At 49.6% G+C, this 19,208-nt stretch carries 11 protein-coding genes, 12 tRNA genes and 1 rRNA gene; 23 read left to right on the plus strand and 1 reads right to left on the minus strand.

What is annotated here, in order from left to right:
• The 9 genes from MRBLPE1_RS31950 to MRBLPE1_RS31990 form a co-directional block, all read left to right on the plus strand.
• Positions 1–90, plus strand: a 23S ribosomal RNA gene (locus tag MRBLPE1_RS31950); the annotation flags it as partial.
• Positions 91–291: 201 nt separating this feature from the next.
• Positions 292–367: transfer RNA gene (locus MRBLPE1_RS31955), tRNA-Asn, on the plus strand.
• A gap of 4 nt (positions 368–371) precedes the next feature.
• Positions 372–447, plus strand: a tRNA-Thr gene (locus MRBLPE1_RS31960).
• 41 nt (positions 448–488) lie between these two features.
• A tRNA-Glu gene (locus tag MRBLPE1_RS31965) sits at positions 489–563 on the plus strand.
• A gap of 33 nt (positions 564–596) precedes the next feature.
• Positions 597–672 (plus strand) — tRNA-Val (locus tag MRBLPE1_RS31970).
• A gap of 9 nt (positions 673–681) precedes the next feature.
• Positions 682–756: transfer RNA gene (locus MRBLPE1_RS31975), tRNA-Gln, on the plus strand.
• A 10-nt stretch (positions 757–766) separates the two neighbouring features.
• Positions 767–842: transfer RNA gene (locus tag MRBLPE1_RS31980), tRNA-Lys, on the plus strand.
• Positions 843–858: 16 nt separating this feature from the next.
• Positions 859–941: transfer RNA gene (locus MRBLPE1_RS31985), tRNA-Leu, on the plus strand.
• 98 nt (positions 942–1,039) lie between these two features.
• Positions 1,040–1,122, plus strand: a tRNA-Leu gene (locus tag MRBLPE1_RS31990).
• A gap of 60 nt (positions 1,123–1,182) precedes the next feature.
• Here MRBLPE1_RS31990 and MRBLPE1_RS31995 read toward each other — a convergent pair.
• A complete protein-coding gene (locus MRBLPE1_RS31995; protein ID WP_364154289.1) occupies positions 1,183–1,668 on the minus strand; it encodes a GNAT family N-acetyltransferase in 486 nt (161 codons plus the stop codon).
• A gap of 232 nt (positions 1,669–1,900) precedes the next feature.
• On the opposite strand from MRBLPE1_RS31995, the gene MRBLPE1_RS32000 reads away from it, so the two are divergent.
• The 14 genes from MRBLPE1_RS32000 to glmS all read left to right on the plus strand — a co-directional run bounded on the left by MRBLPE1_RS32000 (position 1,901) and on the right by glmS (position 18,972).
• Positions 1,901–4,357 carry a phosphodiester glycosidase family protein gene (locus tag MRBLPE1_RS32000; protein WP_364154292.1) on the plus strand — a complete coding sequence of 819 codons (2,457 nt, stop codon included), beginning with the start codon at positions 1,901–1,903 and terminating at the stop codon, positions 4,355–4,357.
• Between the two features lie 241 nt (positions 4,358–4,598).
• The gene (locus tag MRBLPE1_RS32005; protein ID WP_364154294.1) at positions 4,599–5,456 is read left to right on the plus strand and encodes an ABC transporter ATP-binding protein; all 858 of its coding nucleotides are present in this window, start codon (positions 4,599–4,601) and stop codon (positions 5,454–5,456) included.
• A 536-nt stretch (positions 5,457–5,992) separates the two neighbouring features.
• Positions 5,993–6,067, plus strand: a tRNA-Gly gene (locus MRBLPE1_RS32010).
• Positions 6,068–6,073: 6 nt separating this feature from the next.
• Positions 6,074–6,150 (plus strand) — tRNA-Arg (locus MRBLPE1_RS32015).
• Positions 6,151–6,184: 34 nt separating this feature from the next.
• A tRNA-Pro gene (locus tag MRBLPE1_RS32020) sits at positions 6,185–6,261 on the plus strand.
• Positions 6,262–6,276: 15 nt separating this feature from the next.
• Positions 6,277–6,350: transfer RNA gene (locus MRBLPE1_RS32025), tRNA-Gly, on the plus strand.
• 324 nt (positions 6,351–6,674) lie between these two features.
• On the plus strand, positions 6,675–9,479 hold the full coding sequence (gene ppc, locus MRBLPE1_RS32030; RefSeq protein ID WP_364154297.1) for a phosphoenolpyruvate carboxylase: 2,805 nt from the start codon (positions 6,675–6,677) through the stop codon (positions 9,477–9,479).
• Positions 9,480–9,731: 252 nt separating this feature from the next.
• Positions 9,732–10,874, plus strand: a complete 1,143-nt coding sequence (locus MRBLPE1_RS32035) for a S1C family serine protease (protein WP_364154299.1) — start codon at positions 9,732–9,734, stop codon at positions 10,872–10,874.
• Positions 10,875–11,379: 505 nt separating this feature from the next.
• Positions 11,380–11,946 carry an RNA polymerase sigma factor SigW gene (sigW, locus tag MRBLPE1_RS32040; RefSeq protein ID WP_364154302.1) on the plus strand — a complete coding sequence of 189 codons (567 nt, stop codon included), beginning with the start codon at positions 11,380–11,382 and terminating at the stop codon, positions 11,944–11,946.
• Between the two features lie 196 nt (positions 11,947–12,142).
• Entirely contained in the window at positions 12,143–12,781 is a 639-nt protein-coding gene (locus MRBLPE1_RS32045) for a zf-HC2 domain-containing protein (protein WP_364154303.1), read from the plus strand.
• Between the two features lie 141 nt (positions 12,782–12,922).
• Entirely contained in the window at positions 12,923–13,765 is an 843-nt protein-coding gene (cdaA, locus tag MRBLPE1_RS32050) for a diadenylate cyclase CdaA (protein ID WP_364154305.1), read from the plus strand.
• The gene (locus tag MRBLPE1_RS32055) at positions 13,758–15,170 is read left to right on the plus strand and encodes a CdaR family protein (RefSeq protein ID WP_364154306.1); all 1,413 of its coding nucleotides are present in this window, start codon (positions 13,758–13,760) and stop codon (positions 15,168–15,170) included. Before cdaA ends, MRBLPE1_RS32055 begins: the two co-directional genes overlap by 8 nt.
• Before the next feature lie 62 nt (positions 15,171–15,232).
• Positions 15,233–16,573 carry a phosphoglucosamine mutase gene (glmM, locus tag MRBLPE1_RS32060; RefSeq protein ID WP_364154307.1) on the plus strand — a complete coding sequence of 447 codons (1,341 nt, stop codon included), beginning with the start codon at positions 15,233–15,235 and terminating at the stop codon, positions 16,571–16,573.
• A 566-nt stretch (positions 16,574–17,139) separates the two neighbouring features.
• The gene (gene glmS, locus MRBLPE1_RS32065; protein WP_364154308.1) at positions 17,140–18,972 is read left to right on the plus strand and encodes a glutamine--fructose-6-phosphate transaminase (isomerizing); all 1,833 of its coding nucleotides are present in this window, start codon (positions 17,140–17,142) and stop codon (positions 18,970–18,972) included.
• The last annotated feature ends 236 nt before the right edge of the window (positions 18,973–19,208 follow it).

Consider the following 19,208-nt stretch of genomic DNA (forward strand, 5'->3'; position numbering starts at 1 on the left):
CCCTTGAAGACGACGAGGTTGATAGGTTCGGGGTGGAAGCACAGCAATGTGTGCAGCTGACGAATACTAATCGGTCGAGGGCTTATCCTAAAACGTTTGAGAAGCAAACTTACATCGTAAGCATACGGTTAAGTTTGCCCCGGACCCATACATCCGGCAGACAGCAGCTAAAAAGGTTTCAGCAAACCTAAACTTTCGTATCCAGTTTTCAAGGCGCAATGCCTTGAAGTTCAACCGTGCCTCTTTTGCAGTTGAAGCTCTTGGAGACATTTCAACGCGAATATGCAATGTTCCCTGATAGCTCAGTTGGTAGAGCACTCGACTGTTAATCGAGTTGTCACAGGTTCGAGTCCTGTTCGGGGAGCCATTATGCTCTCATAGCTCAGTAGGTAGAGTGCATCCATGGTAAGGATGAGGTCACCGGTTCGATCCCGGTTGAGAGCTCCAGTTATACTTTCAACTGCAAGGACAAGCTTTAATTTCTGTATGGCCCGTTGGTCAAGTGGTTAAGACACCTCCCTTTCACGGAGGTAACAGGGGTTCGAGTCCCCTACGGGTCACCAATTACCTTTTTCACAAAAGGCGCCTTTACACTTGGACGCTTAGCTCAGCTGGGAGAGCATCTGCCTTACAAGCAGAGGGTCGGCGGTTCGATCCCGTCAGCGTCCACCATATCGCTGCTGGGGATTAGCCAAGCGGTAAGGCAACGGACTTTGACTCCGTCATTCTCAGGTTCGATCCCTGAATCCCCAGCCACTTATACTATGAGTCATTAGCTCAGTTGGTAGAGCACCTGACTTTTAATCAGGGTGTCGTAGGTTCGAATCCTACATGACTCACCATTTTTTTATCTCACATGCGCGTATGGCGGAATTGGCAGACGCACCAGACTTAGGATCTGGCGGGCGACCGTGGGGGTTCAAGTCCCTCTACGCGCACCATCTTTAAGACCCTTAATCGGGAAACACTCTGTATGTCAACAGAGTAACGTAGGTGGAAGTCCTGCAAAACATGGTTTAGCTTTACCGGAATCACATATGCGCGTATGGCGGAATTGGCAGACGCACTAGACTTAGGATCTAGCGGGCGACCGTGGGGGTTCAAGTCCCTCTACGCGCACCATACCATGAGAAAACCCTTGGCGAACAAGGGTTTTTTGCTGTCTATAAACATAATGCAGACCTATCGATCAGTACGATATGCCGTAATCACTTGCTCAGCGCCATATCGATATAAGGTTTGTTCGGCTTTCATGCCCACCTTTTCTAGAAGCCTGCAGGAAGAGAGGTTGGCGCTTTGTATCTCAGCTATAAGCTTAGATTGATTAAGCTCTTTAAATGCATACAGAATAAGCCGTCTGATCACTTCTTCAGCATAGCCATGCCCCCAGTTGTTAGGTGAAAACTCGTACGACACCTCCATATGTAGACCATCCCTGTGGTTTTCCAAGGACACAAGACCAATGAACGTATTGTTTTCTTTTAGCGTGACAGCCCAATAAAAAGATTGATGGCGGTTGGCGCGATCTAAAGTCTCCATAAATTTGTTCAAAGCATGGATCTCCGGAATAATGCCTCCGAGATATTTTCTGACGTTCACATCGGCGTACAGCTTTTTTACATGTTCATAATCGCTACCGAGCTGCATGCAAAACTTAGAACGGTTCACGTTATTTAATCGTCGAATCAGTGATATTGAGGATAAAGGAAGTTAATAATCATAGGAATTAATTGTAAATCTAATAAATCTTTTATACGTCAAATGTTTTAGGTGATTGCGAGTCTTTGTCCTGGAGAAGTATCTCATATAGCTGGAAACTTATACTTCAATTTTATCAAATTCCTGTCGATATAGTTCATTGGGACTAACTGGAATCTGTAAATATGAAGGAGAATGGCTTATGTTTCTAAAAACAAAGTGCTTGAGAAAGCGCGGACTAGCTGTGCTGCTAACCATCGCTTTAGGAATCAGTTATATAGATAACGCTGGATTTTATTCTATTGGGGGAAATGAGAATAACGTTGTTTCGGCAGCGGAAGATTCCAGCGCCTCGAAAGCTGAAAACATAGGGCTTAAGAGCAATTTGCCTGCTAAAGCTGAAATTGAATATTGGCGTTTTACCGCAAAGGGGACGCTTTATCCGCCAATAGCATTGCCAAATGGCAAAGTGATGGCTGTAACGTCGAACAGTTGGATATCGATCTTGGATGTGAACGGAAAAGAAGTGAAGAAAATCAACGCCTATAGCCGATTATCAGCGCCGGCTATCAATGCGAAAGGCCAGATTTTTGTGGCGGGCACAGGTGCCAGGTTGTTTCAATACGATAATGCAGGCAACGGCGGACAGATGGGTATCTATTATTTTAAGGATAAAAAGGAGCAGCTGCAGTCCTCCGGCATGGTGACGGATGGAGAAGGCAATCCGTATTTTGCCTATCAGCATGCGATTTTGTCGCTAAGCAGCGCGGGGGAGAAGCAGGCCGCATTGCTACCGGCCGGCGTCACTGTGAAGGAGCTCGCCGCAGGTAAGAGCGGCGTGTATGCCCTGGGCGGCAATGGCGTGCTGTACGCAGTGCGCGGCAATGCCGTTGTTTGGGCGGCGTCGCTTGCGCAGACGCTGCAAGGGGCGAGGCTGATCGCCGACGGCGCAAGCGGAGGCGTTGTGCTGCTTGCGGGCAAGGCGGTTGCCGCGTATGAAGAGGACGGCAAGGTCCGATTCACGCGCGAGCTTGCGGCGGCGCCCGCAGGCGGCTGGACATCCCCGGTGCACTTGCCCGGGGATGGAGGGGCTGTCGTTGCCGCGGAGCTTAGCGGCAACGGCATTGCTGCGTTCCGCCTCGCAGACGGGGCGGAACTATGGCGCATCAGCGCCAGCGGGGCGGCCGGTTTCGGCCCCGCGTCGCTGGCGCCGGACCCTTCCGCCGGCATCGTACTGGCCGGCGGACGTTCCGGCGCCGTGTACGCGATCGACGGCTCCGCCGGGTCGATCTCGTACACCTACGGCGGGCACGCCGCGGTTCCCGCGAGCGGCGTGGCGCCGCAGGGCAGCGGACGGTTCGCTTACGCCTCCGCCGACAAGCTTATCGCAGCGGGGCCAATCCGCCCCGTGGCGATTACCTATGCAGAGGCTTCGCTTAAGCTGCCGCTGGATACGAGGCTCCCGCTCACGGACAAGCTGAAGCTGTCCGATCCCGTCGCCGTCAGCTATCGCTCCGACAACACGGCGGTCGTTCGCATCAATGGCAACAGCGTCATAACCCCGGTTGCCGCGGGAAAAGCAAACTTGTATATCGCGGTTACAGCCAACGGCTATAAAGGAGAGCTAATGCTTCCCGTTCAGGTTACGGCTGCAGCGTCTAAGCTGAAGGTAAAGGATGAAGCGAGACAGGTTACGGCAGCGGGTAAGTCATTTTCGGTGCAAACGGTTATTGTGCCAAAGGGAATGCCGCTTACAGCTGGGCTGGCAAGCCGTAAAGTCGGCGTCGTGCAGTCTCTGCAGGCGATTGCAAATGCCTATCAAGCCGATGCAGCTATCAACGGCACCTATTTCGAGGCCTATGGAGGCATACCCGAGCCTTACGGAACGGTTATCGTAGACGGCAGCGTCGAACATATCGGTAACACGGGCACGGCGATTGGCTTTACGTGGGACGGTACTGTGGTGATGGACACGCTCCGCGTTAAAATTTCAGGAGGCACAAACGGCTCTTTCACCTCGCCGAACAATTGGTATGCGTATTTCATTAACCGTACGCCGGCGGCAGGCGCATCCTCAGCCATTATGTTTACGCCAAAGCGCGGAGCAAAGCTTGGCTTTGCATTAGGTACGGCGATCACCGTCCGTAAAGGGATCGTGACGAAAATAAGCAAGAAAGAGAATGCGAGCATTCCAACTGACGGATACGTTCTCGTCTACACGGGCTCGGAGGAGAAGCTGGCTTCGCGCTTCCAGATCGGAACGAAGGTCGACTACAAAATAGAGATGACCAATTTGGACAAGGCTCCTGTAAAGTGGTCCCGCGTGCATACGGCGATTGGTGCCGGCCCGAGGCTGGTGAAGGATGGGAAGCTGGCAATCAGCCCGGCATTGGAAGGCTTTAGCAGCTCAAAAATATTAACCGATGCTGCTTCCAGAAGCGGAATCCTCGTGAAAAAGGATGGCACTATCCTGCTTGCGACCGTACCCAAGGCAACGATTAAACAGTGGGGCCAAATCATGGTTCAGCTCGGAGCCGTGCAAGCAATGAATTTGGATGGAGGCGCATCCTCCGGCATGTACGCACAAGGAAAACTCATTACTACGCCAGGCAGGCTAATTAGCAACGGACTCGTATTCGGGACGAAGCTGAAATGGTAAATGAAGTTAAATATAAATGCGAAGGCCGTTCTTGGGAGAGAACGGTCTTTTTTTTCATGACTCATAAAATTAGGCTTGCTTGATGCTGCGCGTCACAAAGTTAACCATTGACTTTTTTTGTGAGAAACATTATCATTAAGACGTCAATGATAATCGTTATCAATTTTCGTTTTTTAAACGAAATACAAATACTTAATCAGAAGGTGTCTGCCCCAGGCAGCGGAAGGAGCGTGAATGTCCAATGATTCGTCTAACGACTTCGAGTCTTGACATTGCTTACGATGATCGTCTTATCGTCCAAAACTTAAACATTGCTATACCTCAAGGGAAAATTACGGCGCTTGTAGGAGCGAACGGCTCTGGGAAATCAACGATTTTGAAAACGATGGCCCGTATTATGAACCCTTCCCAAGGCAGCGTACTTTTGGACGGCAAATCCATTCATAAGCAATCGACGAAGGAAGTAGCGAAGCAGCTGGCCATATTGCCGCAAAATCCAACCGCGCCGGACGGACTGACTGTAGCTGAGCTTGTATCCTACGGCCGCTTTCCTTACCAAAAGGGCTTCGGATCGATGAGCAAGGATGACCGCAGCATCGTACAATGGGCAATCGAAGCGACAGGCATGACTGATTTTGCGGATCGTCCCGTTGATCATCTGTCAGGCGGACAACGCCAGCGTGCTTGGATAGCAATGGCGCTTGCGCAGGAAACGGATATCTTGTTCCTTGACGAGCCAACGACTTTCCTTGATATGGCCCATCAGCTGGAAGTTCTCCATTTGCTTCAAAAGCTTAACGCAAGCAATAACCGCACCGTCGTGATGGTTGTGCATGATTTGAATCACGCAACGCGCTACGCCCATCATATGATCGCTATTAAAACAGGTGTCGTCGTTGGCGAAGGAACGCCTGCTGAAGTAATGACGCCGGATATCATGCGTGAAGTATTCAATATTGAAGCAGACATCGTTCCTGACCCGCGTACTGGCGTTCCGCTTTGCTTGCCGTATGCGCTGGCAGGGCAGCCGGCTGCGGATAAGGTAACGATGAACAGCCGTACGGCGCAAGAGAAGCTATTAGCTGCTGCAGGAGCTTAATTCCATTGGAATCCCATGAGAGACTGTCTAAAGGTTACATACCTTTTAAGACCGTCTCTTTTTTTCATGCGGCTGGCATACGTGCGCGAGAAATGTTCAATAAACAGCTAACCTTATCTATCCTGACAGTTAGCAAAGGAGGTACATTTAACATCATATGCAGCTTACAGCTGTTGCAGGCGAAACTTAAGAAGATTGGAGGCCAGTCATCCCGACCTGTCCATATCCGATAGAAGCATGCTTATTTTCCAGAATAACATCCGCTAATCTTATAGTTGTTCCTCTGCAGGAATGGCCGGTTCAAGTGTCATAATGGGGCACGATTTACATAAGCTTAATTAGAAAGATCAGTTATGTTTCGAACAAATTTCCGCGTCATTGCTGGATTTTCCGACTGGGCAGTACTGTGAAATTAAGGTTTGCGAAAATAATTTAAAACTTTTTTATAAAAACAGTTGCTTTTTGTTTTCAGGGGTGATATATTATTACTTGTCGCCGCGATGATAAACATCACGAACGGCTGACACGAATAACATGCGGAAGTGGCTCAGCGGTAGAGCATCGCCTTGCCAAGGCGAGGGTCGCGGGTTCGATTCCCGTCTTCCGCTCCATAATGTGTGCCCTTAGCTCAGCTGGATAGAGCGTTTGACTACGAATCAAAAGGTCAGGAGTTCGAATCTCTTAGGGCACGCCATTATCCCATCAATAGATGCACTTTATTTACACCTCGGGACGTAGCTCAGCTTGGTAGAGCACCTGGTTTGGGACCAGGGGGTCGCATGTTCAAATCGTGTCGTCCCGACCATATTTCATTTTTTATGCGGGTGTAGTTCAATGGTAGAACTTTAGCCTTCCAAGCTAATAGCGTGGGTTCGATTCCCATCACCCGCTCCAACTACAAACGACGAAGTCCTTGATCATTCAAGGGCTTTTTTTTATTTTAGAACAGACTATGGCTAACGTTCGTTTTATAAAACGGGTGTCATTGAATACCGGCTGTTAGGCTGCAGAACAGAGCAAGTATCCCACGGGGCGTGGCTTCTCTGTTTTTGGATGGATTGGCTTCAGGGCTTCAACCCTGTAGGTTTTTGTAGTATGATGGTAGAAGTCAAAAAACGTTCATGTTGTACATGCAAGCTTCCGAAGCGATTTTTGCTTCACAAAACAAGTAAATGCTTACGGAGCGATCTTGCTTCGCAAAAATTTAGGAGGAACAGTATGTCGGATCAATCTGCATCTACCTTAACGACAAATCGGCAGCAGGCTAACAATTTGCTGCGACGCGATGTCCGGTTTTTAGGAAACATTCTCGGCGAAGTTCTCGTTCATCAAGGCGGCCGGGAGCTGTTGGATATCGTGGAACGGATTCGTGAGCAAAGTAAAGCGCTTCGCGCTGAATTTGTACCGGAAATATTTGATCAATTCAAGGAAAACGTATCTTCCCTTAGCCCGGAAATACGTCATCAAGTAATCAGGGCGTTTGCTATTTATTTTCAGCTCGTCAATATTGCTGAGCAAAACCACCGGATTAGACGGAAACGCGATTATGAGGTTTCTGCAGGCGAAACGGTACAACGCGGCTCCATTGAAAGCGCCGTTCAAGATTTGAAAGAACGCGGGATTGCGATCGAAGACGTTCAGGATATTTTGAGCAATATTTCGCTTGAGCTTGTTATGACTGCGCATCCGACCGAGGCAACTCGCCGCGCGGTGCTTGATATTCATAAACGGATTGCCGTTGATGTGATGGAGCTGGATAACCCTACATTAACCTATCGCGAACGCGAGAAGCTGCGTGAGAAGCTCATGAACGAGGTTCTTATATTGTGGCAGACAGACGAGCTTCGTGACCGCAAACCAACCGTTATCGATGAAGTTCGCAACGGCTTGTACTATTTTGATGAAACGTTGTTCGAGGTGCTGCCAAGCGTATATGAAGAGCTTGAACGCTGCCTGAGCAAATACTATCCAGACGAGAACTGGCATGTGCCTGATTACCTGCGCTTCGGCTCATGGATCGGCGGCGACCGCGATGGCAACCCATCCGTAACGGCGAAGGTCACTTGGGAGACGCTAACGCTGCACCGTCAGCTGGCGATTCGCAAGTATGAAGAGAAGCTTAATGAGCTGATGGATCTGCTCAGCTTCAGCACAAACCTGGTCGAAGTATCCGATGAGTTAGCGGAATCGATTCGTTCGGATCGCGAGCATGTCGAGCTGAAGTGCGTCGAACTATGGAGAAATACGAAGGAGCCTTACCGTATTAAGCTGGGCTTCATGCTTGAGAAGCTGGCTAATACGCGCGATGAATCCCTTAAAGGCTCGCTAATGCGTTATAACAACCCGGATGAGCTTCGTCAAGACTTGCTCGTTATTGACCGCAGCCTGCGTCATCACTTTGCTGATTATGTAGCGGATACGGCACTTGCTAAGCTTATCCGTCAAGTGGAGCTGTTTGGCTTCCACCTTATGGCGCTTGACGTTCGTCAGCACAGCCAAGAGCATGAAAATGCAATGTCTGAAATTTTGGCGAAAATGAACGTAGTTGCTGACTACGCGTCACTTTCGGAAGAAGAGAAAACGGATCTGCTTCACCGTCTACTGAACGATCCGCGCCCGCTAACGTCGGGTCACTTGGATTATTCGGAGTCTACGCGTGAATGCTTGAGCGTTTACCATACGATTTACCGGGCACAGCAAGAATTTGGCGTCAATTGTATCTCGAGCTATTTGATCAGCATGACGGAAGCAGCGAGCGATATGCTTGAGGTTATGGTATTTGCGAAGGAAGTCGGCTTATTCCGCAAGGAAGCTGACGGTACCATCCGCTGCACGCTGCAATCGGTACCGTTATTTGAGACGATCGACGATCTTCATGCGGCGCCATCAATTATGAAAGAACTGTTCGAGATGCCGGTTTACCGCCAAGCGGTTGCTGCTCGCGGCAATCTGCATGAGATTATGCTTGGTTATTCCGACAGCAACAAAGACGGCGGCGTGGTTACAGCGAACTGGGAGCTGCGCGTAGCGCTGAATGACATAACGGCTGCCGGCAAAGAGTACGACGTGAAGCTGAAGTTTTTCCACGGCCGCGGAGGCGCTCTTGGCCGCGGCGGAATGCCGCTTAACCGCAGCATTCTGGCGCAACCGCCTCATACGATTGGCGGCGGCATCAAGATTACCGAGCAGGGCGAGGTTCTCTCCTCCCGTTATTCGATGCAAGGTATTGCATACCGCAGCTTGGAGCAAGCAACATGGGCGCTGATTACGGCCGCTCGCCTGGCGAAATACCCAGAGCAAGCACCGCAAGCGGAAGCGGAGTGGGATGAAATTGCGCGTTCGATTTCCGAGACGGCGCTCGTGAAGTATCAGGATCTTATTTTCCGCGATCCGGATTTCTTGACTTACTTCAAGGAATCTACGCCGCTGCCTGAGGTTGGCGAGCTGAACATTGGCTCCCGTCCGTCCAAACGGAAAAACAGCGATCGTTTTGAGGATCTGCGCGCGATTCCTTGGGTGTTCGCTTGGACGCAAAGCCGTTACCTTCTGCCTGCATGGTATGCTGCCGGTACTGCATTGCATCAATACGCAGGCGAGGACGAAGCGAAGATGAACACGCTTCGCACGATGTACGAGAAGTTCCCGTTCTTCCGCTCGCTTATTGATAACCTGCAAATGGCGCTAGCTAAAGCAGATTTGGTCATTGCGAAGGAATATGCGGATATGATCAAGGACCAAACGATCCGCGATCGTATTTTCGAACAAATCGAACAAGAGTATAAGCTGACTTCCGAGCTGATTCTAAGCATTACGGGTCAAACGGAAATTTTGGATAATGTTCCTGTTATTCAAGAGTCGATCCGTCTACGCAATCCATACGTCGATCCGCTTAGCTACATGCAAGTGCAGCTGCTAACCGAGCTTCGCGCGCTTCGTGATAACGAAGAGGATGATCCGCAGCTGCTCCGAGAGGTGCTTCTGACGATCAACGGCATTGCGGCCGGCCTTCGGAATACAGGCTAATCCATTAAATATATCGCTTAGGCGAATGAAATCAGCTGGCCATGGTGCAGACCATGGCTGGCTTTTTTTATGACCAAAAAAGGGAACGCAATGCTAGCGCATCAACATTATCGAACATTAAGAACAGCTGAAATCAAGCCTTCTATTTTCTTATGTTCCTTTATGATCCGCTTAAGTTTCGTTTAAGGTATATCCTGCATGATAGGTACATAGGAAACAGACACCTACACCTACTATGGAAGGATGATAAAAATGAACGAGGAAAATAAACGCCCGGAATCATCGAACGATACTTATACGGAAACTCATACATCGAACACGGCTAGCGAGACTCCTGCCACTACTTATATTTATGAATCCAGCAAAACTACCAATGAGCTTAGAGCCTCTTATGAGAGAGAACTAAATGTACAGAAAACGGAAAGCAGGCCGGTAACGGATGGGGGGAAGCGATCGAAACGTGCTGGGAGAAGCTCGGCAAAGACGCTGCTTGCCTCATTCTTGATCGGTGCGATGGTCATCGGCGGCTTCTCGTATATGGCAGATAAAAACAATCTGTTTAGTGGAAATGAGCAGGCGCTTCAAAGCAGCGGTTCGAGCGTCGTAAGCCAATCCGCCCAGCAGGATGCAGGACTGTCTACGGCGTCGTTAAGCACTAGCGATGACATTGCATCCGTTTATGCCGAAGCAAGCCCGGCGGTAGTGAAGATTGAAAATTACGGGGAGCCTCAGTCAGCTTCCATGTATGATGATCCAGGCTTCCGGCAGTTTTTTGGCGGCGAACAACCGGGGCAGCAGCAGGAACAGCAACAGGAACAGCAACAGCAGGAGACAAATGGCACAGAGCTGCAGCTGATGGGCTCGGGAACAGGATTTTTCTTTGAGTCGGATGGTTACATTTTGACGAATGAACATGTAGTCGCGGGCGCAAAGGAAGTGAAGGTTACCGTCCAAGGTTATGACGAACCTCTTACAGCGAAGGTTCTCGGTTCGAGCTATGAGCTCGACCTGGCCGTGCTGAAGGTGGAAAGCCCTGACGGCAACGCGTTTCCTTCGCTTAAGCTTGGAAGCTCTGACGCTACTCAAATTGGCGATTGGGTTATCGCAATCGGCAATCCCTATGGCTTTGATCAAACGCTGACCATGGGTGTGCTGAGTGCCAAAGAACGTCCGATCACAATCGCGGATGATCAGGGCGAACATGATTACGAGCATCTGCTTCAAACGGACGCTTCGATTAATCCGGGCAATTCCGGAGGACCGCTCCTTAATGAAGCGGGTGAGGTGATCGGTATTAATACGGCGGTTAACGCAGAGGCACAGGGCATAGGCTTCGCTATTCCTACAACGACGATTACAGAGGTGCTAGAGCAATTAAAAACGAATGCGCTGTAATCCGCAGGGCATACATCAATGCAGAAGGTCTAGAGGCCGCTTGGCTTCTAAGACCTTTTTTGCTATTGTGTGCGGATACTGGCCGAAGGTCGAAACGATAAACTAGCCTAAGGTCGATTGCTGTGTTCGCGCCAAACCGATATAATGGCTGAATGACATTGCTTTTTGAATGAATGATCACGGAAGGCCCAGGAAGATTCGGAAGGTATACTTTCTCATTTGTCTTGCTTTTTAAGTCCATGTCGATTACGATTTTCCTTGAATGGTAATCATTTGAATTCAGCCTGCGCACCTATCTTTCTCTTAAGGCCGGTATTAGCAGTTTTTGCTGCGCGCGCTACGGTTTGTTGAAGGTGCAGCACGGAGATTAAACGACATATCGCAGCGGCGGGTATGGCCGAACCTTGCGATTACATACAAATAGCAGTTGTACCATGCAATAAGGTTGCCTGAGCCTATGGCAAGGCGATTTAGTCGAATGAACGGAAGGTTTGGAGGAGTTAAGGTGAACGTATTGGAAGCACGCCTGGCGAAGTTAGCGCTCAAAGGCGATCAGCAAGCATTTGCTGAGCTTGTAGACCTCTATCAAGATAAGCTCTTTCATATGGCATATCGAATGTTAAACAGCCGCCAGGAGGCGGAGGATGTGGTTCAAGACACCTTCCTTCGCGTATACAAAAACCTGGACCGATATGATGATACATTGAAGTTTTCGACCTGGATTTACAGGATTGCGACGAATCTCTGCATTGACCGGCTGCGCAAACGCAAGCCGACCTATTCGCTTGACGCGGAATCATCCGATCACGAGGGCCTGGATGGCTATTCGATGATTCCAAGCGACAATCGGACGCCGGAATCAGAGCTTCTGCTGTCGGATACGCAGCGGATCATACATGCAGCTATTGCTTCGCTGCCGCCGAAATACAAGAGCGTCATGACTCTCCGCTATATGCAGGATCTTTCCTTGCAGGAGATTGGCGATGTGCTGGACATGCCCGTGACAACGATCAAAACCCGTGTTCACCGGGGCAGGGAATTTCTTCGCAAGAAGCTGGAGCACAAATTATAACTAATAAGAGAGGCCTTGCATGAAAATGGAAGCCATGTCCCGGACATCGGCTTTTTTTCGAGGGCGGATATCCTTATAATCATATTATCGTGTTTGAATTCAAAAAAAAAGTGAAACATCCCTCTCGTTAGCAACGTATCCTAATAGCGAGAAAAGAACTTAATGCGCGAGCATCTGAAAGAAAGGACTGGCTGCTATGAATTGCAACGTCGCCATCGTATGGATGCATGACTATTTAGACGGCGAGCTGCCGCGTGAAGATATCGTTACGTTAAAATCTCATCTGCTTTCCTGTCCGGCTTGTCGCAGTCGGTTTGAACAGCTCCAGAAGACGGACGCCGCGGCGTTCCAAACTTTAGAAGCGATTAAGCCTGCCGCGGATTATGACAAGAACGCATCAGAGCAATTGACGCAGCGGATTATGCAGCAGCTGCCGAAGAAACAAAACAAGCAGCGGAACCGTGCCGTACGCTTCATCTACAGGTACCCGGGAGTTACCGCGGCCGCAGTGTTTGTACTCGTTATGCTGGGAAGCTTCTTCACCATGTGGGAAGAGGACACCAAGCTCATTGTAGCAGGCGAGGATCTTCAGCAGGTCATTATAGAAGGCAATACAGTCATTGTACCGGAGGGAGCCCATCTAACGGGGAACCTGACCGTGGAGAACGGAGTGGCTGAAGTGAAGGGCGAGGTAGACGGTAACGTAACCGTCATTGACGGCTCCTTGAACTTAGCCTCCACCGGCCATATCGCAGGTCAGAGCAGAACCATTGACCAAGCGCTCGATTGGTTCTGGTACAAAGTGACGCAAACTTTTGGCGGTAATGCTCGTTAATGCAAGCTGCCTCCCTCTTGCAGGGGGGCGTTTTTTATTTTTTTTTGAAAAAAAGGATTTCCAATCCCATATCTAGAAAATAATAAAGTTGAAAACCGATAATAGACAAGAATAAGGGGATCGGCTGTTGGGGGTTGGCATATGAGTTATTTCTCGGATTTGACTTGGCATGACTGGTTAAAGGACATCATCGATGTTGGCATAGTCAGTTTTATTATTTATAAAATGATTTTACTGGTGCGCGGAACCCGTGCGGTTCAGCTTTTGAAAGGTATTTTTATACTCGTTGCGGTATGGGCGCTCAGTACATGGTTCAATTTGTATACGTTAAAATGGCTCATGAATCAGATGTTCACGTTCGGTATCGTGAGCGTGCTCATTATTTTTCAGCCGGAGCTAAGACGCGTGCTGGAGCAGCTTGGCCGCGGCAAGCTGTTTGCGCGTTCGTATTCCCTTGACCGGGATGTCGTTAATGAACAAATTGACGGCTTGATTAAGGCTGTCCGCTTTATGTCGGAGCGTAAGATCGGAGCGTTGATTGTATTCGAGCGAAGCACGGGGCTAAGTGAATTGATTGAGTCGGGAATCCGTATGGAGTCGAAGATTACATCGGAGCTGCTCATTAATATTTTTACGCCTAATACGCCGCTTCACGATGGCGCGGTTATCATACGCTCGAATCAAATCATGGCAGCAGGCTGTTACCTGCCGTTGTCGGAGAACCCTTTTATCAGCAAAGAGCTTGGCACGCGCCACCGCGCCGCTATCGGCGTAAGCGAGGTAACGGATGCCGTATCGGTTACGGTGTCGGAAGAAACGGGACAAGTATCCTTGTCGCTGGGCGGCATGATCGTACGCGATATTAACGAGGAATCGCTTATTTCGAAGCTGTTCGATGAGCTGACTCCGAAGACGAACGGGCGCGCGAAGGAACGCGTGACGATATCGTCTTTCTGGAAGCGGAAAGGAGGCCAAGATGGATAAATGGCTAAGTCACCCGACCTCGCTCAAAATTATTTCCATTATCGTGGGATTGCTGCTCTGGGCTGTCGTGCACATTGATCCGGACACATCGCCTCAGACGGTTACGTCCAATGTAGACACGAAGACGATTGAAGCATCTGTCATAAAAGCAGACGGACTAGATACGGACAAGTACGTAATGACGGCCATGGAGCCATCCGTGGTTCGCTTGGACGTACAAGGAAGGCTTACCAATCTTCTTAACGCCTCCTCCGATGACGATTATGTCGTCAAGGTAGATTTAAAAGACGCGAAGCCGGGCATTCAGGAATTGCCGCTGGTTGCAACCTTGCCAAAGGGAATTCAGCTTGTTGAAATGTCGCCGCGAACGGTAACGGTGCAAATCGAAGAGATTTTGACAAAGCCGTTCGAGCTTCAGGTAACGACGGAAGGGAAACCGGCAGGAGGTTATGTGGTAGGCGCTTCTACGGTCGTAGCGCCATCGGCCGGCGTTCAAATTACGCTGCCTAAGGACGATATGAGCAGGGTTGGCGTCGTTACAACGGAAGTTAATGTAGAGGGCGCAGATAAAACAATCGTGAACAAAAAGGCAAAGGTTGTCGTTTATGACACGGACGGCATAGAAATGACTAACGCGATCATTTCTCCGGAAACGGTGCATGTCGAGGTTAAGATCACGCCTCCGTTCAAAACGCTGCCTCTTCAGGTGCGCTATACGGGCTCTCTGCCGGAGGGGCTGAGCCTGGTATCCGTAAAGCCGGCCATTGACGAGGTGACGGTATACGGCGAACAGAAGGCGTTAGACGAGCTTCAGGTCTATGACGGCGTTGTGCTTGACCTCTCCAAGGTGAAGCAATCCGGGGCCGTGCAGGTCAAGACGGAAGCGATTGACGGCATTAAATCGATTGATCCGGCTGAAGTCACGCTCGAGGTTGTTGTTGCGCCTATCATTACGCGAACCTTTACGGGACTGCCTATTGCCGTAGAGGGCGCCTCGAGCGGAACGTCTGCGGTTTTCCGAAATCCGGCTGACGGGAAATACGATTTAACCGTAAGCGGCGCAGAGTCAGTGTTGAATGCATTGAAGGCAGAAGCGATAACGATTATCGCAAATGTCGAAGGGCTAAAGCCCGGCGTACACGTTGTAACGCTCCAGGTGGATGTGCCTGCTTACGTGCAGACCGTGCTCGGGAGCGGGGAGACGTTGACGGTATCGATTGAAATCGTGGAAGAAGAAGCCGCGGGGACGGATGACGAAAACGCGGAGGAGGTTGGAGGCACTCCGACGGAGGAGCCTCCAACGTCTACTCCGACGCCAACGCCGACGCCGACAGCGCCGGATACCGGCGAGGAGAGCGCTAACGGCAGCGAAAATGCTGCCGGAGGTCCAACAATGAATCCATAATCAACAAAGCAGCATAAGTAGATAGTAACAAACGCACTATATGACAAAGGAGCATTTTAATTATGGGGAAATATTTCGGTACAGACGGTGTTCGCGGGGTAGCAAACCGGGAGCTTACACCGGAGCTAGCATACAAAATCGGTCGCTGCGGCGGCTATGTTCTAACGCGCAAGGCTAACAAACCTAAAGTAGTTATCGGCTTGGATACACGGATTTCGGGCCCAATGCTTGAATCGGCGCTTATTGCAGGCCTGTTGTCCATCGGCGCAAGCGTCGTTCGTCTAGGCGTTGTTTCTACGCCGGCGGTTGCTTATATTACGCGTGAGACGGGCGCTGATGCAGGCGTTATGATCTCAGCATCGCATAATCCCGTAGAGGATAACGGCATTAAGTTTTTTGCGGGCGACGGTTTTAAATTATCGGATGATACCGAGCTCGAAATCGAGCAGCTAATTGATGCGTTAACGGATGAATTGCCACGTCCCGAGGGCGGCGATATCGGAGCGGTATCAAGCGATAAAGGTGCTAAGCAGCGTTATTTGGACTATTTGAAGACAACGATCAAGGGAGATTTCAGCGGTCTGAAAATCGTGCTCGATTGCGCGAACGGCTCTGCTTATGAGCTGGCTCCTTCCGTATTCCGCGAGCTTGGAGCGGACATCATTACCGTAGGCGCCGAGCCGGATGGGCTGAATATCAATGCTGGCGTCGGATCGACGCATCCTGAATATTTGCGTGAGCAGGTTCTGCAGCACGGCGCGGATCTAGGGCTTTCTTTTGACGGCGACGCGGATCGTCTCATTGCCATCGACGAGAAGGGCGAAGAGGTCGACGGCGACTTTATTCTTTGCATTATCGGCGACGCGATGAAGCAGGCCGGCAAGCTGAAGGAAGATACGATCGTTACGACGGTCATGGCTAATATCGGCTTCTTTAAAGGTGCGGAGCGAATCGGCCTGAAAACCGCGCAAACTGCTGTCGGTGACCGTTATGTTATGGAAGAAATGCGTCGCGGCGGCTTTAACCTTGGCGGCGAGCAATCCGGACATGTTATTTTCCTTGACCATATTACGACGGGTGACGGCATCCTCACTGCGTTGCAGCTTGTTGATACGCTTGCAGCCTCCGGTAAGAAGCTAAGCGAGCTTAAGGGTCTTATGCGCAAGTACCCGCAGAAGCTTGTTAACGTTCGGGTAGCGGATAAAAGCTTGTACCAAGGCAATGCCGCAATCGAAGAAGCGGTGAGACTCGTAGAGCTTGAGCTTGGCGATAACGGCCGTGTCCTTGTGCGTCCATCGGGTACGGAGTCCCTGATTCGCGTGATGGCGGAAGGTCCGGAGAAAGACCAAGTCGAGGCGTATGTCGATCAAATCGCTGAAGTTGTAAAAAGCGAGCTAGGTTAAACTTTTTAGGTGAACATGTCGAAGGCTTGTCGGACCTTGTAGAAGACGGGTCTTCGACTCCTTTTTTTGGAAGATACTTGTGTATTTTTTCATCGAATGGTTGCACAGCAGCGCTAAAATGAATATGATAAGTAGTGTGATTCAGGAAGGAAAGAGAGGATAGAGGTTATTTAAGCATGTTAAGCGCCAGAGCTTGCGTAGTGGGCAGCCTTGTTGCCGAGCCTTGTATTTAGGGCTTGAAGCGGGTGTTCATACGGGAAGCTGACGAGGTGAAGGTGTTCGAAACATTCGGCGGGGACCTTCCGGTATTGCAAGCCAACCGAAAGCCGTTACGTAAAACGGCCGGGCGACCGGTCATACAATCGTGCGGCGGGCTTATTATTTTTCGTATTTGTATTCATCACTCCCGTATGTCCTAGATGCCACCTGTGGGGTGGGCACGGGCAGAGGGGTTACATTTTCCGCAATGATTGCGATTAATCTGTGACAACTTCATATTGCCTGTGCCACGCATTGGCGGCATCCGATAAAGGCGGGAAAATAACCTATCGGAGGCTTATTAAATTATGTGTGGAATTGTAGGATATATTGGTAAACGCGACTCTCAGGACATTTTGCTCGAAGGATTGAAGAAGCTGGAGTATCGGGGATATGATTCCGCCGGTATCGCTGTCTTCACGAAAAACGGGCTCGAAATTACAAAGTCCAAAGGTCGTTTGGCGAACCTTGAAGGCTTGCTGCGCGAAGAACCGTTAGAAGGTTTTGTCGGTATCGGTCATACTCGCTGGGCTACTCATGGTAAACCATCTGATGTGAACTCGCATCCGCACACGGACAACACCGCTAAGTTTTCTGTTGTTCACAACGGTATCGTTGAGAATTACTTGAACCTGAAAGAAGAATTGATGGCAAAGGGGCATATTTTCGTATCGGAGACAGATACGGAAGTCATTTCCCATCTTATTGCTGATGAATATAACGGCAACATCGTAGAAGCCGTACAACGTGCGGTTAAACGTATGCGCGGAGCGTTCGCGCTTGGCGTATTGACAGAGTTTGAACCGGATCGTCTAGTAGCTGTTCGTTTTGCAAGTCCGCTTGTTATTGGCGTAGGCGAAGGCGAAAACTTCATTGGTTCGGATATTCCTGCTATTTTGGAGCACACTCGCAACGTTTACATTTTGAACGACGGCGAAATGGCTATTCTGACAAGCAGTTCTGTCGAATTGATGACGACTGAAGGCGAAAGTATTTCCAAGGAAATATTCCATGTCGATTGGGATCTTGTAACGGCGGAGAAAGCCGGATTTGATCACTTTATGCTGAAAGAAATTCACGAGCAGCCAAAAGCTTACCGTGATACGATGATTAGCCGCATTGCAGAAGACGGCAAATCCGTGGAATTAAAAGAGCTGGGAATGACAGCTGAATATATTAAATCGATTCGTAAAGTGCACATTGTGGCTTGCGGAACGGCTTACCATGCAGGGCTTGTCGGTAAATCGGTTATTGAATCGCTTGCGCGCATTCCGGTTGAGACGGATGTTGCTTCCGAATACCGTTACCGTTCGCCGATCATCACACCGGATACCCTTGTCATTGTAGTCAGCCAATCGGGCGAAACGGCGGATACGCTAGCTGCTCTTCGTGAAGCACAGCGCAACGGTGCTCGCGTACTGGCGATCACAAACGTTGTGGGAAGCTCGGTAGCACGCGAAGCAGACCATGTCCTTATCACTTGGGCTGGTCTTGAGATTGCGGTTGCTTCAACAAAAGCTTATACATCGCAGTTGATTGCCTTCTACCTATTCGGTCTTCACCTTGCGGGCACGCTTGAAACAAAAGAAGCGGCTTATATCGAAGAAGTAATAGCTGCTATGCATAAACTGCCTGAGCAGGTTGAGTCTATCCTTGAACAGGCGGTAGTTCTTAAGAAGGTTGCGGAATCAATCTCGCATCACAAGCATTTGTTCTTCATCGGACGCGGCGTAGACTACGCTGTAGCGCAAGAGGGCTCGCTCAAGCTGAAGGAAATTTCTTACATTCACTCCGAAGCTTATGCAGCAGGAGAACTGAAGCACGGTACCTTGGCCCTGATCGAGGACGGTATTCCGGTTATCTCTCTTGTAACACAGGAAGAGCTTTACGAGAAAACGCTAAGCAATATTAAAGAAGTAAAAGCTCGCGGCGCTCATGTTCTAGGCATAGCAAATGAAGGCAGCGAAGAAGAAGTAGCGAAATCCGTCGATGAGCTGTTCGCGATTCCGAAGACACTTCCGATTCTGTCGCCAGCATTGTCCGTTATCCCGCTGCAGTTGATTTCTTATTATGCATCGCTAGCGCTTGAGCATGACGTGGATAAACCGCGTAATTTGGCGAAAAGCGTTACTGTTGAGTAGGTTTAGTTAAGTGAATTGGACGTTTGTCCAGTGATAAAAAAGTGTGGAACCAGTAAAAAAAGTCTGGAACCAATAAAGAAACTTTGGAACCAGTAAAAAATGTGTGGAACCATGCATGAATTAATTTATTAAAACATCTAGAGGGTAGCCTGATAAGTTCATATTCAGGCTACCCTGTTTTTGTTTTTAAGGAATATTTAAGTCCTAAATATGGAGTTTGATTGCAGCCAGACTAA

It is taken from the genome of Paenibacillus sp. LPE1-1-1.1 (assembly GCF_040676435.1).
Lineage (GTDB): Bacteria > Bacillota > Bacilli > Paenibacillales > Paenibacillaceae > Pristimantibacillus.